Source organism: Streptomyces sp. NPDC051555 (assembly GCF_044454405.1).
In the GTDB taxonomy this organism is placed as follows: Bacteria; Actinomycetota; Actinomycetes; order Streptomycetales; family Streptomycetaceae; genus Streptomyces.
On record NZ_JBITDP010000032.1, the window covers coordinates 58,451 to 73,747 of the forward strand.

A 15,297-nucleotide genomic window follows, 5' to 3' on the forward strand; every position below is an offset into this window, starting at 1 on the left:
GCTGGGCCGGTCGGCACCCGCTCACGGTGCCGACCGCCCCGGCCCCATCCCTCCGCTTCCATAGCCACCCGAAGGAACTTCCGCCGTGACCATCACCCTCACCCTCACTCCCGCACCGGCCCTCTCGGGGCGCGGCTCCATACGCGAATACCTGGACCAGCGCATTCACCCGGCTACGCGGGTTCCGCTGCTCGACGTCGACCTTCTCAACCCGGCCGCCTTCTGCGGGGGATGTGCGCACAGCGTCCTCAAGCAGCACCACGACGGACAGGACCGACGCAAGTGCGGTCTCCTGCCCCGCAGTAGCCGGGGGCTGCGCGGCCCCGATCTCCGGGACTCCACGCCCGCGTGCACCCAGTACGCCCCGGCCTCGCCCACCACGTCCGGCTCCTGACTCCTCCGGTGCGGTGGGGCGCCCTCTCCCGCCCCACCGCACCGGAGGTCGACTGCCTTTTGCCACAAGGCCCGTCCTCACCGCACAGCCGGGCATGAGCCCGGCCCCCAGCACTCCGCCTCAACTCGGCGGTCACCTCATCGGGAAGTCACCATGTCCTCCACCCCCCTCGCCTCGCGCGTAAGCCGAGCCGCCGCCACAGCCCTCGCCCCGGATCCCGGGCCTTGCCGCGACCCCGGCTGCGCCCGGCATGCCGGAACCCACCAGTACCCACCGTTCCCGACGGGCCGCAGCAGCGGAGCGGTCTTCGGCGAGTCGGTGGCCGAAGCCTGGTACCGGTCCGGCGGCAGCCGGCTCGACATCCCCGCAGGGATTGTCGCGGCCCTGGCCCTGTGGCCGATCAAGACGCCCGGAGCCGCGCACGCCGACGCCCTCGCCAACTACATCGCGGCGCAGCCGCCCCGCGTCCTTGTGCGGGGCTTCGCGGAGTGCTTCGCCTCGCACTGGAACCTGCGGCCTGACCTGATGGACCGCGCCTGGCCGCTGTTCGGCTGGACGGAGGAAGAGCTCAGCCCCACCCAGCTCTCCGGTGTCCAGGCCGTAACCCAGGCAGCGCTGCGTCACGGAGTCCTCCATCACACCGGAGACGTGGATGCCGCCGCCCGGTCCCGTATCGACCTGATGTCCTGGGTCATCACAAGCCTCCGCCACCACGAATCCCGGCGCAGCATCGGCGAGTACCACACGCCGCCGGACATCAGCGACTTGATGGGTGCCATGCTCGGCGCCGAGCTGCCCGCGGTGGCGAGGCCGCAGGGGGAATGGTTCATCGAAGCCACCGCCGGCACTGGTGGCCTGTTCCGCTCCATGGCGCAGAGTCTGCGCGCCGAAGGCCGGGACCCCGCCTCCTACGGCTGGGTAATGACCGAACTGGACCCTCTCGCCGCCGCCGGGGCGGCAGTCAACGCGGTCGTCTGGGGCCTCGGCCCCCGTGCCGTTGTCGGCTGCGGAGACGTCCTCGCGCGCGCCGACCTGGACCGGGACACTCTGGTGCATCAGCGTGAACTCGTCCAGCACCGGGATCGGCTCAGCGAACTGACCGGCTTCGCGATCGCTTCGCACACCGCTGACCGGCTCCTGCGCGAGCTGATCGCCAGCAGGTAGCGCCCTGGCCCGGCCGCCAAGCCCGTCGTCGCACACGGTGCCGTGCCGCCGCGCGAGGTCCGGCTCAGCGGTACCCCGCGGTTCGGCGACGGGCCCGTCGGGGAGAGGGACTTCCTCGTCCGCGACACCTCGCCCCGAGGCTGGAGGGCCCGGCCGCTCTCGTGGGCCGCCTGGTCCTCTCCGACCGCCGTCCGCTTTCTCTTCGTTGACACGCCGTACCTGATCCAAGGAGAAGTTGCCTGATGGGACCCCAGGAACCGCCAGCCGAATGCCATCCGGCCTTCGGTCGGCACCGAGGCTACCCGCCCCGCTACGGCTGGCTGCGCAAGGTCCATCTCGCCCTGCTCGACGATCCCGGTTGCCTGCGGCGGCCGGACGCCACCGTGGTCCTCGGCGTCGGTTCGAGCATGGTGCCCGCTATGGGGTTTTGGTCCCAGGCGTTCGGTCTGGCCAAGCCGTGCGCCGGCGGTCTCACGCCAACCACACGCGGCGAGTGGCTCCTCGACGACGAGCAGGGGGCGGACCCATTCCTCGAAGAGGTCGCGAGCCTGTATCTGCTGCACTGGTGGCTGCTGGGCTCCACGCCCTGTCATGTGCCGAGCTGGCGCTATCTTTTCGGGCACACGGGCCTGCGAAGCTACAGCCGCAAGGCGCTGCATGAGCTGATCACGGGCACCACCGACCGGGCCGGCTTGCGGGTACCCGCTCGGTCCGTGGTGGCCAGCGACATCGCCTGCCTGGTCAGCATGTACGCACCGAGCGACCCCGACCAGCCGGGGGAACGCGTCGAGGACGCCCTGTTCAACCCCTTCCGCTCCCTTCACGTGCTCACCAGCGGCCCCAGCCTGAACGGCTTCGGCGATCGCACCCACACGCTGACCATCAACCGCACCGCCGGACAGGCGTGCCCGGCCTCCGTCCTCACCTACGCGTGCCTGGACTACGCCGCCCGGAGCCACGGCCCCGGGCCCGGCAGCATCGCGGTCGCCCGGCTGGCGTCGGCCCCCGACGGTCCCGGCCGTCTCCTGCTCACCGACAGCCCAGGGCTCCTTCGCGCCCTGCGCTCGACCTCGGCGCAGCACGAGGGCCTGGCCGTGACGGAATCGGCGGCCGGCGAGGACCTCCTCGCCTACACCGGACCCCCGTCGGCCCTCGCGCAGCTCATCCTGACGACCGCCTTCCCTCAGGCTGGAGCACCGTCGTGACCAGTTCTTCGTCACGAGGCGGTCCCGTACAGGAGGTGCCCCTCCCGTCTACCTGGCCGAGTACCGGCAGTTGCTGGCCGAGGGCCATCTGATCGACCGCGTCGGCAGGCCAGTCGCGGGAACCCCCTGCGGGACGTGCGGCGGCCTCAGCGTCACCCTGACCTGCCCGGGCAACCTGCCGAGCGCTCGCGCGCGGCCAGCATCCTCGACGACGAACGGGTACGTGCGGGCGATCCGTCTTTGCCCGCACCGGGGCCGCACAACACGATGCGTTGCCTATCTCTATGTTTGCTTGTATGGTGATGCGGGTCGGGGTCGTTAACCCCACCCACCACATCCGCACGGGACCCGCCACCTCTGTGTCCCATCGCGCGGGCTCACTTTGGGAGTTGCACACGCCATGAACATCGAGCGACTTCACCTGCCGTTGGAGCCCAACGGGCACTGGTTCCGAAGCGAAGCGCGGGCAGAGGCTGTCCGGATCGACGGAGTGCTACTGCTGGCCGGTGGCACGCCCAACTGCCGCGCTTGCGGCGTTTACCCCAGTGCGCGGGTCGTTGGAGGCGTCGCCGAGGTGGAGGAGCCCTGCCCCGACGCGGACGGGATCACCACCACGGTCACCATCGAAGTACCGTCCGGAAAACTCCTGGTCAGCGACAGTCTGCGCTCTGTCTTCAGCATTGACCACGATGCGTTCACCAGCTTGGACTCCGCCCGAGGCCAAGCGCAAGTAATCGAGGCCATGGCGGCGCTGGGCTGCGCGTTCGGACCGGCCACCAACTGTGACCTCGGACTCTTCCGCACGGGCCCGGACACCTACATCATGGCCCGCCCGGAATGGGACGAGGACGACACCCCATCCCTCGCCGACAGCTCGCGGATGGCCAGTGTGTGCACGGACCTCTGGGCCTACTCGTGCGCCGACTTCGAGCACTGGCAGGCGCGGGGCGGCGATCCCGCAGATCTCGACTGGAGTGACACCGTCGTGGACGTGGCTCCGGGTACGTACCGCTTCGTCCAGCACTCCGGGGAACGCGGATTCGACTTCGATGGCCCGGGCACCGTGATCTTCGCCCACGTTGACCGCATCAGCTGACCGGAGAGCGGGCTGGCGCGGCGCGTGCAGGGCGCCCGCCAGCCTCTCAGGCCGTATCGACTGGCCTGGGCCCACACCGCAGATCCCTTCATCCTGGGCCGGCCGCTACTCGCGGAGGCCTTGTTCGTCGAACCCGGGCTTGGCCCCGGGAACCACACGGAGACCATCCTCATGACCACCACCGTCCCCTCCATCCGCGCCGCCCTTGACGCGGACCCGCGCCTCGGCCCCCACATCACCAACATCAAGATCAGCGCCCGCCGCAAGCGCCTGGGCATGACCATCCAGGCAGGGGAGAAGGGCATCACGATCCACGTGCCGAGTGCCTGGTCCTCGGCCGCGACCATGGCCGTCCTTGCCAAGAACCGCCACCGGATCGGCTCGATGCTGCTCAGGTCCAAGCGACTCACCCCGGATATCCCAGTCAAGGAGCTCGTCGGCGGTGAAGGGTACCTGTGGCTGGGGCGCAGCAACCGGCTTCGCCTGGTCGACAACTCTCCCGACCCGGTCCGTCACGTCAACGACGAAGGCACCACCACTTCCCGAGGCACGTGGGCGGGCCGCTGGCTCGAACTCGATCGCGGGAGCTTCCGGCACGGAGCGAAGCCGCTCATCGCGTGGTACATCCGCGAAGGCAACGCGTGGCTGGAGGCTCAGAGCCAGCCTCTTTGGAACCAGATGACGGGCGGGCGTCGCCCCATGCCGTCCGTCACGGCCGCCAACATCGGCCGTACCCGCTGGGGCGTTCATACCGGGAGGGCGAACCCGGCCGACGACGAGATCCGCATCGCCTGGCAGACCTTCCAGCTCCGCCCCACCCTGGTGCGCCATGTCCTCACTCACGAAATGGTGCACGCGATGCGGCCCGGCGGACGTTCCCATGGCCACGAGTTCTGGCGTGCCTTCGAACGCGCCGAGATCGGCGCCCGCCAGAGGCTGGACGAACTGACGCGAGAGGGCGCCACCGTGTGGATGGGCGACATCCGTACATCCACCAGCTGATGCAGGGCTCCCGCCCGCGGCCCCGGCACCGTCCGCCACACCATCACGCCCCAGCAGTTCGGGCCGAAAGGAACTGGTTCCATGGATGAGAGCCCCCTCGCCCTCCGTCCCCACGGCAGACGCCTCCGCCGATGTCGCGTCTACGCGGGCAGCGGCACGGGCACGAGCGAGGCCAACTGCCGCGGCGTCGCCCAGCGGTGGCATGAGCGCCTCCCGTGCGCCCTTGTTGCGTGCTGGGAGCGAGTGTGAGCGGGGCCCGGATCGTTCCCGGCGCTGGCGAGCTGCGCGCGATCACCTCCGGGCACCCGAAAGGCTACGCGCAGCGGTGGACGTTCGGGGTGCCGAGCTGGCGCCACGTCTCCGAAGGTGGATTCCGCAGGGAGCGCTACCTGGTTGTCCGGCTCGACGAGGTGACGGCCCGACGCTACGTCACCGAGCAGCACTACCTCTCCGGATGGCCGGCTGCCATGCACCGCTTCGGGCTGCTGGATACCGAAGCGGAGGCGGGCCCCGACGGCCAGACGGTTAACGGACACGCTCTGGTGGGCGTGACCGTGCTCGCCTCACCCATGAACGAACGCGTGCTCACGCACGCCTTCCCCCGGCTGATCCCTTACGCGCAGAGCGTCGAACTGGCCCGGCTCGTCGTCAGCGCTTCCGTCCCCGCCAACGGGGAAACATTCCTGGTTGCGCAGGCGCTGCGGATGGCGGCCGACCACGGGGTGCGCGGGGTTGTCTCCTTCGCCGACCCGATGTCGAGGAAGCGACGGACGGACCACGGAACCGTTATCGCCTCTCCCGGCCATTTGGGCATCGTCTACCAGGCGCTGGGGGCCCGCTTCGCTGGCCGGAGCACGGCCAGGTCGTTGTTGTTCTTGCCGGACGGCTCCGTGCTCAGCGCGCGGTCCAAGGCAAAGGTCACCGGCGGCGAGGCGGGTGCGCAGGCGGTCATCCGCAACCTGGAATCGCTTGGAGCCCGGCCGCGGCGCGAGGAAGAAAGCCCCAGCGGTTGGCTCGCCGAGGTGCTGCCCGCGATCGGCGTCCACCCGACCCGGCATCCGGGGAATCTGCGCTACCTGCTCCTCGCCGGCCGCACCCGGCAGGACCGGTCGCGGACGGTATTCGGGATGCCCGCGATGCCGTACCCGAAGTGGGAGGCCGACCGGCGGCCGCTGCCGGGTTCACCCACCACCTGACCGTTGCATAACTCCGTTACTTCTTGTATTGTCTTCCTTGTGGTCGAGGTGGCGCCTCCCACTCCACTTCGCTTTACGCATCCCCCCCCAGAAGGCAGCACCCATGAAGCTCGTCGTCTCTGCATCCGACACGAACTACAGCAATTCCCCCACCGACTACAGCTGGACCTACGCCAACGAGATCCTCATCGTCGGCACCGACGGCGCATTCGTCGGCATCTCCTCCGGCAAGTACACGACCCGCGGACGTGTAGCCCATGTCGCGATGAATCGCGAAGAAGTCACAGCTCAGGTCGTCAAATACCTCACCGGAACCGGCTGCTACAAGCCGGGCGAAGAGCGCCAGAGCACCGAGGCCCGTAAGCGGATGAGCGGGGTCTTCGGCCTGGCCCGCGGATTCGAGACCGGAGCTGTCATCGAACTCCGCGACGGGCGGCCCCACCGTTCCACCGGACCCGCAACCCCCTGAGACCACGTCACCCGCCAACCCACCGGAAACCCACCGAAGGGACACCGCCTTGAACACCACCGCTCCCACCTCCGAACAGCGGCAGATCTGGTACCTGGCCACCCTGGGCCGCGATGCACTGCTGCGCGAACTGGCCCCGCTCGGCCTTCCGACCTCCATGACGCATGACCCGCTGAGCCTCGCTGCCCAGATCGTCACCGCCCCCCTCAACCTCCCGGCCGCCCACCAGGCCGCACAGACCGTGCTGCGCCCGCTGCTGGCCGCCGAGACGTTCTCCGTCAGCATCACGGACGACCTCGGATCCGAAGAGCACCTCGGCATCGTTCCGGTCATCGGCGAGCACACCGCAGGCGCCGTCACAGGCCTGTACGCCGAGCTGCTTCTGTTCGACCTGAGCGGCCTGTTGAACAAGGCGGCTTACCGCCTGTCCCGGCTTCCAGCCGACAGAGCCTGGATCATGGACACGGAGTTCCAGCCCAGCGGCGTCCCCGCCACGCAACGGCCCTTCGGCTCCTCCCGTCTCGGCCGGAACCGGACCGTGCTCGCCCCGTTCGCCGCCGAGCTCGACCGGCTCGCTGCGCAGGCGGGCCGGACGTGACGCTGTACGGCATCCCGCCCGCTGGGTTCCGGCGCTTCATGGCGCCGGAGAGCGGGCGGGACCACGCCCACGCCATCGCCGATGCCGCACACGCCTGGTGGAGCGCCAACCGCGGAGGCTCGGGAGACAGGGCCATCGCGGTCGGAGCCCTGGCCGGCCTCGCCCTCTCCGCCCCCACGCACCCCGACGGGTACGACTACGGGCCGCTGCTGATCCCGCTCCGCGACGAAGAACTCATAGACGTGTTGAGGGCGGGATGGAACTCCTTCTACGCATACGATCCCGACCTCGCCGAAGCCGCGCGACCGCTCCACGAATGGCTTTCCCACCCGAGCGAGAACGACGTCCGGGGCCTCGCCGACTACGCTCGAGTCCTTATCCGGGCCGGGCTCTTGGAGTACTGCTCCGATACGGCCCGCGCCGAGTCGGACGACATCCTTGGACTGCTGATCACCCGGATGCGCCCCTACACCGAGCGGCAGAGGACCGGGGAGTTCTTCACCCCGGCGATCGCCGCCGACCACGTCGGCGAGACCACCTTCGCCACCGACCTGGAACCCGGCAGCCTCCTACTTGAACCCGCCGCGGGAACCGGCACCATGGCCCGGGCCGCCGCCGCGGCCATGCGCAGAGACGGTATGGACCCGGCCAGCCACCGCTGGTGGCTCAACGACATCGACTCCCTCAACGCCGCGTGCTGCGCTGTCAACGCCCAGTTGTGGAGGCTCGGCCGACAGGTCACCGTGTCCTGCGGCGACGCGCTTGGCCAGCCACAGCTCCTGGAGGAAGCAGTCCGGCGCCGCGCGGCACGCGCGGTCGCCGCGCAGAAGGCCAACCCCGTGATGTACCCGACCTCGACCCGGTCCCCGTACTGGCCGGCCTGACCCGCCCCGCCTTGGCCCGACCGCGGGCGACTGCCCCCGCAGGCAGAAGCAGAACCCCGGCGCGCTGCTCCCGCCGCAGGTGGGGCAGCGTGCCGGCCGTCAGACAACCCCCGGTGCCACGCCGGCATCACACCTAGCGGCGCGGCACCCCGTCGGCCCCGGAGGCCCCCAGCATGATCACCGAAAACCTGAAGCCGGTCAGCACCCTGACATCGGCCGAGCGGGCCGCGGCCCATGCCGCGCAGGCAATCCTTCCGCTCCTCAGGGCAACGCTGCTCACCCAGTTCCCCGGTGCGCACTTCCTCGTCCTCACCAGATCCGCCGAGGACGAGGAACTACGCCTCGACTCCGTCAGGGACGCCCACGGCAAGGTCCTGTGGGACTACCCGTGGACGTGGCGCGGATACCAACATGTACAGGCCAGCACCCCTGCACGGATTGCGGCGCTCTGGGGGGACGACGACCCCCCGGGATCCGGACGTCATGCTCGACCTGGTCCAGAGGATCGACCGGTTCGCCCGTGTCGCGTTCCTGCCCGACACGGCCATGCGCGGACAGGAGGAGTCAACGGAGCGCACCCCGCTGGGTATCCCGCTGCAACCCGCTGCCGGTGCCACCCCGGTCTGAGCCGCGCCGCAACACCTTCTCCAGCGATGCGCCGCGTGGCGGCTGCCGACCGCAGTCTCGACACGGCCGCCCGCGAAGCCGGGGGTGCAGGTGCCGGCTAGACAGCGGGGTCAGGTGCCGACTGAACGCCTCCCGCCCGGGGCGCCCGGGGGCTGGGACCCGTCGACACCCAAGACCCGGGGACAGTAAAACAAAAGACCGTTGCATATCTCTGGTTTCGCATGTATGTTCGTGGCATCACCGGGGTTCGCCCGGACTCTCCCAATCCTTCCGCGAGGTCACTGTCATGTTTGCCCATCTGCCCCGGGCCACGGACTCCGACGTGCTCATGAACGTCGCCGCCGCATCCAGCCGTCGACAGGTGCCCGTGGACGAGATCGCCATCATCACCAAGCGGCAGCTCAACTTGTACGGGGCTCTCCACCTGGCTGCGGCGAGGGCGATCCGCCCCTGGGAGGAGATGGGACCGGAGCCGAGCGCTTCCGCCCTCAACGCGCTGGGCGTGGCAGTCGAAGACGTGATGGACCAGGGCGAGGAGCTGAGCGTCTTCTACCAGGCCTACTCGCACCTGGCGAACGCCTCAGCGAACGAGGCGCGCCTGGCCGACATGGCGCTGGAGCAGTCGGGATCGATCAGCGGCCCCGGCTCTTCGCTGCTGCGCCGACTGCTGCGCTTCGCGACGCGCAACATCCCGCCGCAGACCGTCCAGATGTTCATCGGACGCTTCCTGGAAATCTCCGACAGGGAGACCATCGGGGCCACCCTGGCCAAACTGGCGGGCATCGAATGGGCCGTCGACCGGGAGGACGCCTACCGGACCGTGTACCTGGACAGCGGCGAAGGGACGGTGGACGACGAGCGGGCACAGGCGAGCAGGTTCCGCGCCCTCGGTCTGGACCCGGGACACGATCCCGCCGCCGGACCCGCGCTCACGGACACCATTGGCGCGCCGTGGGCGGAAACCGACTGGCGGCGCATCCGCGACTGGCGGCGGCGCTACGTGGACCTCCATTCCCAGGATCTCGCCTGGGCGATTGCCAAGGCCGAGCAGTACCGCAAGGTCAGCGAACCCGTGGCCCCGTACTGGCACCCTGGGGGGCTTGAGGCCGCCGTGGTGACCCAGTTGCGGCAGGAGGCCGACCGGGCCCGCTCCGCACGTCTATGGCAGATCACCGACTCCACCGCGCAGATGGCTCTGCGCCGCCTCCAGCGGAACGCCGACCGGCCGACAACGCCGTTCGAACGGCATCACATTCCGTCCGCCTCCACCCGGGGAGTGATGATCCTCGACGCCCCGTTCACTCTTCCCGACGAGCGCCGGATCGTCGGCTACGTGTGGGGTCCCTGGGTACCGGAGGAGACGGAGGGGTGGGCCCTGGCGCTCGACGGCGGCAGGGAACTGGAGCACCTTGAAGCTCCCCAGGGCAACCAGTCCTGGACCTGGGTCACTGCTCTCACGTGCGACCGGTCATTGGGATCGCTGCCGTTCGCGCCCTACGACACGCTGCTGCTCCGCCCCGGCGACATCGTGGAACCGCAGGCGCGACTGCGAGACCCGGACGACCCTGAGCGCTTCCTGGAGGGCTCCGGCCGCCAGGGCCGCAACGAGCTGATCGCCCGCCACGTGCGGAGCCTGTGGGAGCTGCTGACGCAGCACGAGCGGTCGTCGGTGAGGGTGCTGTCCGAGGAGGTCCATGCGGCCCGGCCGCGCGATCAGCGCTCGGACCGGCGCCGGGGTATCACCGACTCCGGCCAGGTGACGACCGTGTGGGTTGACCCGGACGCGGGCGAGCAATACCGGGCCCAGCGGCGCAGCAGGACCGGGAGCGCGTCAGGCTACAAGCTGGCCGTGCGGTACTGGCGCGGCGAACACGAGCGCCAGCAGTGCCCGAACTCCCACGAACACGCCAAGCGCCAGATGGCGGAGGGCTGCGCCCACGACGAGATCACGATCCCGGAGCACGTCGTGGGGCCCGCGGATGCGCCCTGGTCCGACCGGATGTTCCGGGCCCGTAGCCGGCGAACCCAAGCCCAGACCACACCCAAGGGAGCACTCAGCCACACCTAAGAGATTGCATAACTCTGCAATCACATGCATTTACCGTCAAATCTCGTCCGGGCGGGGCACCAGCCCCGCCCCTACCTCCAAGTCCCCTTCCAGGGACGCCGCTTCCGGAACGAGGAATGCCATGAATCACGACCAATCCGCCCTGCTGTTGGGGGACCACTGCTACCGCCCGCTGCACACGACCTACCTCGTCACAACGCTGCTCGCCGGAGCCGTACTCATCTTCCGCCTGCCCGCCATGCTCCTGTTCGTCACCCCCTTCACTGTCATCGCGGTGGCCGTGCTCCAGCTGGCCCGTCGCGCAGACCGCTCCACCGCCGCACAGGGCGGGCCCGCCAAGCCGCTGGGGATTGCGGCCCGACGGGGCTGGACCGGCGCCGCCGTCGGGCTCGACGCGCTCCTGACCTTGTGCGCCGTCACCGCTGGCATCGCCCTGATGGGCGACGACAGCGACCGCTTCGTCCCCCGGGGATCGGCACTCGGCTACCTGTGTCTGGCGATCGCCACGGCCATCGTCGCCTTTCACGCCTTCGCCCACCGCATGGCCGCCCGCCCTGCAGCCACGACACCGGGCGAAGCCGCGTGATGGCCCCCTGAAGCCACCCTCCCCCACGCCACGCCCCGTTCGCCGCCCGGCCCCCGACAGGCTGTGCGGCGGCCGGGCCTGCCTGAAGGTCCCGCCCCCGTGATCCACTCGCTTCCTTCCCGCCAGACCCTCAAGACCGCTGCGTTGGCTGCCGCCGAGCGCGGATGGCGAGTCTTTCCACTCAGACCCGGCTCCCTCACACCAGCGGTCCCGGATTGGCAGCTCAAAGCAACCTGCGACCCCGAAAGGATCAGCACCGCTTGGGACCACGGCCCCTACAACGTGGCCGTCATTCCGTGCCCCTCCAACCTCATCGTCCTCGACCTCGCACCCGCCCGGCCAGGCGAACGGCCACCGCTCCGACACCGCTCCGCCGGCATCCACGACGGGGCAGACGTCCTGGCCGACCTCACCGAGAGCATGAACGCCCGGTTCCCCTTCGAGGTCTACACAGTCGCCACCCCCGGCGGGGGGATGCACCTGTACTTCGCCCACCCCCAGCAAGGCCCCTGCCCGGCGGCCAGCACCGGAACGGACAGCGCTCTGGGCTGGCACGTCGCGATCCGCTCAGCGGGCACCTTCGTTCCGCTGCCGGGCAGCGTTGTCACGGATGGCACGTACGAGATCGCTCACGACGGCCCGGCTGGCCGGTGGCCCGACTACCTCGCCCGCCACCTGTCCGGCGCCCAGACCTCGAAGGAGTGCGCCGCCGGCATTTTGCCCGCCAAGTAGAACGACTGAGGCTTCGATCGCCTGGCGGGCGCCAAGGCCGAGCTTGAGTGCGGCCGCGACACCAGAAGCTGCAGGGCTGAGGCACCAGAGCGCGGCTCCTTGCCTCACATAGCCGCCGAAGCGCCACTGGCCACCATGAGAAGCCCCGCCTGGGCACCAGCGGATTCGCCACGCACAGGCCGGCTCGGGGCTGCGGCTCGCACGGTGCGGGCGCAGGCGCGTCGGGCGTCACACCGAACGCCGGGCGGCGCGCCTCGTCGACAATAGAACGTTGCCTATATCTATTATTCCGTGTAGTGTAATTATCAGTTGGGCGGCGGCATCCCCGCCCCGGCACTCCTTCCTTCCTTCCGACTCAGGAGACGACTGTGTCCGCATCTGTACTGACCCGTACGACTGATGGCCGCATCGCTGGCCAGCGAGCCCGCGAGACCCGCCAGAGCCTTGTGGACACGGCCGTCGAGCTGCTCGCCGAGGGTTCTTACCGGGCCATCACCGTGGCCATGGTCGCCCGCAAGGCGGGTACGTCTCCCGCGACCTTCTACCAGTACTTCGCCGGGATCGACGAAGCCGTGCTGGAGGCAGCTGCTCCCCTCGTGGAGGAGACCACGGCCGCCCTGGGCGCCCACAACGACGGCCCCTGGGCCCTGGACGACGTGACCGGCACCACCCAGTTCGTCAACGCCGTACTCGACACGTGGGGCAACCACATCCCGGTGATGCGCATCCTGACGGCCGTCGCAGCCGAACAGGACCCCCGGTTCGTGAAGGCCTATGCCGCTGTCACCCGCCCCGTAGTCCGAGTCCTCGCATCCGCCGCCGAGCCGAACGGCCCCACCACTTCGGCGCGCAAGGCCTTGGTCCACGGCCTCGTGACAATGCTCGCCTCGGCCGCCGGACACGAGGGCTCCCCGACCCTCAACGGCCTCGGCAGGAAGACGCGCCGCGACGGACTCGCCCACGTCGTGCACGCCGCCCTCACCACCCACGCGAACTAGCGCCCCGTCTCACCAACCCGCCCGCACCGACCACCAAGGGGGTCTCATGTTCCAGCCCGGCGCGCTCGTTCTCGCCTTCATCCTCGGCACGGCCATCATCTTCGTCATCGTCAGCGTCCGGCCGCGCCGAAGGCGCCCCCTCCTCCCGCCCTCGGTCGCCGCCGCGAGCCCCGAACTGATCGCCGCGCTCTCCCTCGCCGTCGTGGAGCAATACCCCGACTTCCGGCGCTTCGCCTACGCCGCCGTCAGTGTCTGGGAGCGCAACTCACCCGACGCCACGGTCCACCTCTTTCCCGCTCGCGGGCCGCGTCTGGGTTCCATCAGCCTGGACTCCGGCGGACCCGGCACAGCGGGAGGACGGGCATCGCAGTTGCTGTCCGAGATGAAGCTCAACTCGGGTGTCATGGTGATCCCCTTCCCGCACACGCACTGAACCACCGGCCCTGTCACCCCGCCCTTTGCACGAACCCCACCGGAAGGCCGTCCCGCCCCGGGGCGGCCTTCAGCCCGATCCACGCAGTGCCGATAACGTCGATCGGCACCGCCCGCCAAGTCCACCGCTACGGCACACCCGGCCACGTCTGCCGGGACCATATCCGGGCCGTCCTCGCCCGCGCCGTCGCTCTCGAAGCCCTCCGTGAGACGAGGGGCCCCGACCAGACGGACGCGCAGCTCGACCAGTGCACCGCTACAGCGGAGCGCAACCCCCCTGTCCGACACCTACCTCGCCGCCGTGCACACCGCTGGCCCGGCCAGGACAACCGCCCAGGGCGTACGCCACCTCCGCCGTGCCCTCCCCGCCGTGGGCCGCCCAGGGCCGCCCGAGTCACCGGAGCAGGCAGTACGCGCCCTGACGGCGGCGTTAGACGAACGGGCACGTCCGCTGGACGGGACGGAGCGACCACGGGACGCCGTGACTGCCGTGGAAGGGTGCCACCCTCTCCCCCGCTACGGATCGTCTTCCGCGAGCACCACGGCCGCGACCCGCAGGGCCAGACGTCACCTCGGACCCTCCTACTGCGCCGTAGCGCACTGCACCGCGGGCCGTTGTCTGCAAGACCGGCCCTACCGGTCCATGTTCGGCCGCTCGGCCTGGCGGCCAGGGCAGCCCGGTATACCGGAACGACTGCTACCCCGGCAGGGGGCAACGTGACGGCAGCCAGCCTCGTGACGAAGAAAACACCCCGTACGGGCAGCCAGCAAACCGCGAATCTCAATGGCCCAACGGACACGCACCGGTGCGCCCGGCAGCGCCCGCCCGAAAAATCTTCGGGCGGAGTGTCACACCGGCCCCCATCTCGGCACCTGTAGCAGATGACGGAGCTCCTACGACCTGAACAGGAACCTTTCATGGCTCACCGCCTCCTTGCCGCCGGCCTCGTACTCGACGGTAGGCCGGCCGCATCCGCCTGCGGCCGCCTCACGATGGTGCCCTCCAGTGCTGACGGCGCCCCGGGAGCGGCCGCACCGGCGGCGCCCGCGCTGGCCCAGCCTGATGGTCTGCCGGTGCGCTCCCATACCTCCCTCTCCGGCTTCAGCCGCGAGGTCTTCGGGCCAGCCTGGAGCGATGGCGGCACCGTCGGCCTGTCGAACAACCAGCGCCCCACCAGCCAAGGCATCCTGGCCTGGGACCTGGCCGGCGTCGTCCGGGCCAGGGACGCCTCCCTACGGCTGCCGCCACGCGGCGAAACCCACTGGTGGTACGCAGCCGACCATGTACGGGGCAAGGCAAAGTACCGGCTGACGGTCTCCGTCGCAGAGAAGTCGGCGATCCGCACCGCCCTGCGATCCTGCCCGGCCTCCGGCCCCGACGCGGAAGGTGGACGGTGAACACCGGGGCCGCCGGCCCCGTTCCCTTCGACGGGGATGCGGGCCGCTGGTGCAGCGCCCTGCGGGAGGCGATGAGGCTGTACCACTCCGCGGCAACCGAGTTGAGTCTGCGGCCCACGGCCCTGCTACGCCCCGCCGCGGCCGAACTGCGGCTCATACGGGAGCGAACCGCCTACGGGTGGCTCCGCTGGGAGGCGTTCCTCCCCCAGACTTCAACCGACGCCTTGCCCGCCGGACAGCTGCGGGAAGCGGGTGTCAACGACCCTACCCAGGGCGTCGTCAGCCAGTGGGCCTGCCGCACGGTATGGGGACGCCGGGCACCGATGTACTTCCTGTCTGTGGGGAACCTCGATGGGTGTAGCTCTCCCGGAGGGAAGATCGCTGTTCAGGCCGTGAGGTCGTAGTCGTGCTGGTCGGGGGTGGGGTAGAGGCGCTCGTGCTCGCGGGC

16 protein-coding genes are annotated in these 15,297 nt (G+C 70.0%); all 16 read left to right on the forward strand.

Going from position 1 to position 15,297, the window contains the following annotated elements; all coding sequences use genetic code 11:
* The first annotated feature begins 85 nt into the window (after positions 1–85).
* A complete protein-coding gene (locus ACIBEA_RS38920) occupies positions 86–394 on the forward strand; it encodes a hypothetical protein (RefSeq protein ID WP_399268184.1) in 309 nt (102 codons plus the stop codon).
* 153 nt (positions 395–547) lie between these two features.
* Complete coding sequence (locus tag ACIBEA_RS38925; protein ID WP_399268186.1) at positions 548–1,558, forward strand: hypothetical protein; 1,011 nt, start codon at positions 548–550, stop codon at positions 1,556–1,558.
* Positions 1,559–1,800: 242 nt separating this feature from the next.
* Positions 1,801–2,763 carry a DUF4007 family protein gene (locus tag ACIBEA_RS38930; protein WP_399268188.1) on the forward strand — a complete coding sequence of 321 codons (963 nt, stop codon included), beginning with the start codon at positions 1,801–1,803 and terminating at the stop codon, positions 2,761–2,763.
* A 400-nt stretch (positions 2,764–3,163) separates the two neighbouring features.
* Complete coding sequence (locus tag ACIBEA_RS38935) at positions 3,164–3,859, forward strand: hypothetical protein (protein WP_399268190.1); 696 nt, start codon at positions 3,164–3,166, stop codon at positions 3,857–3,859.
* Positions 3,860–4,030: 171 nt separating this feature from the next.
* Complete coding sequence (locus ACIBEA_RS38940) at positions 4,031–4,861, forward strand: YgjP-like metallopeptidase domain-containing protein (protein ID WP_399268192.1); 831 nt, start codon at positions 4,031–4,033, stop codon at positions 4,859–4,861.
* A 245-nt stretch (positions 4,862–5,106) separates the two neighbouring features.
* Positions 5,107–6,057 carry a hypothetical protein gene (locus ACIBEA_RS38945; RefSeq protein ID WP_399268194.1) on the forward strand — a complete coding sequence of 317 codons (951 nt, stop codon included), beginning with the start codon at positions 5,107–5,109 and terminating at the stop codon, positions 6,055–6,057.
* Positions 6,058–6,160: 103 nt separating this feature from the next.
* The gene (locus tag ACIBEA_RS38950; RefSeq protein ID WP_399268195.1) at positions 6,161–6,526 is read left to right on the forward strand and encodes a hypothetical protein; all 366 of its coding nucleotides are present in this window, start codon (positions 6,161–6,163) and stop codon (positions 6,524–6,526) included.
* Between the two features lie 49 nt (positions 6,527–6,575).
* Entirely contained in the window at positions 6,576–7,124 is a 549-nt protein-coding gene (locus tag ACIBEA_RS38955; protein ID WP_399268198.1) for a hypothetical protein, read from the forward strand.
* On the forward strand, positions 7,121–8,008 hold the full coding sequence (locus tag ACIBEA_RS38960) for a hypothetical protein (RefSeq protein WP_399268200.1): 888 nt from the start codon (positions 7,121–7,123) through the stop codon (positions 8,006–8,008). Before ACIBEA_RS38955 ends, ACIBEA_RS38960 begins: the two co-directional genes overlap by 4 nt.
* A gap of 483 nt (positions 8,009–8,491) precedes the next feature.
* Complete coding sequence (locus ACIBEA_RS38965; protein WP_399268202.1) at positions 8,492–8,635, forward strand: hypothetical protein; 144 nt, start codon at positions 8,492–8,494, stop codon at positions 8,633–8,635.
* Between the two features lie 286 nt (positions 8,636–8,921).
* Entirely contained in the window at positions 8,922–10,703 is a 1,782-nt protein-coding gene (locus ACIBEA_RS38970; RefSeq protein ID WP_399268204.1) for a hypothetical protein, read from the forward strand.
* Between the two features lie 121 nt (positions 10,704–10,824).
* A complete protein-coding gene (locus ACIBEA_RS38975) occupies positions 10,825–11,289 on the forward strand; it encodes a hypothetical protein (RefSeq protein WP_399268206.1) in 465 nt (154 codons plus the stop codon).
* Positions 11,290–11,388: 99 nt separating this feature from the next.
* Entirely contained in the window at positions 11,389–12,021 is a 633-nt protein-coding gene (locus ACIBEA_RS38980) for a bifunctional DNA primase/polymerase (protein WP_399268208.1), read from the forward strand.
* A 368-nt stretch (positions 12,022–12,389) separates the two neighbouring features.
* Positions 12,390–13,019 carry a TetR/AcrR family transcriptional regulator gene (locus ACIBEA_RS38985; protein WP_399268210.1) on the forward strand — a complete coding sequence of 210 codons (630 nt, stop codon included), beginning with the start codon at positions 12,390–12,392 and terminating at the stop codon, positions 13,017–13,019.
* Between the two features lie 46 nt (positions 13,020–13,065).
* On the forward strand, positions 13,066–13,452 hold the full coding sequence (locus ACIBEA_RS38990; protein WP_399268212.1) for a hypothetical protein: 387 nt from the start codon (positions 13,066–13,068) through the stop codon (positions 13,450–13,452).
* Positions 13,453–14,369: 917 nt separating this feature from the next.
* Complete coding sequence (locus tag ACIBEA_RS38995) at positions 14,370–14,849, forward strand: hypothetical protein (protein WP_399268214.1); 480 nt, start codon at positions 14,370–14,372, stop codon at positions 14,847–14,849.
* Positions 14,850–15,297: the final 448 nt, after the last annotated feature.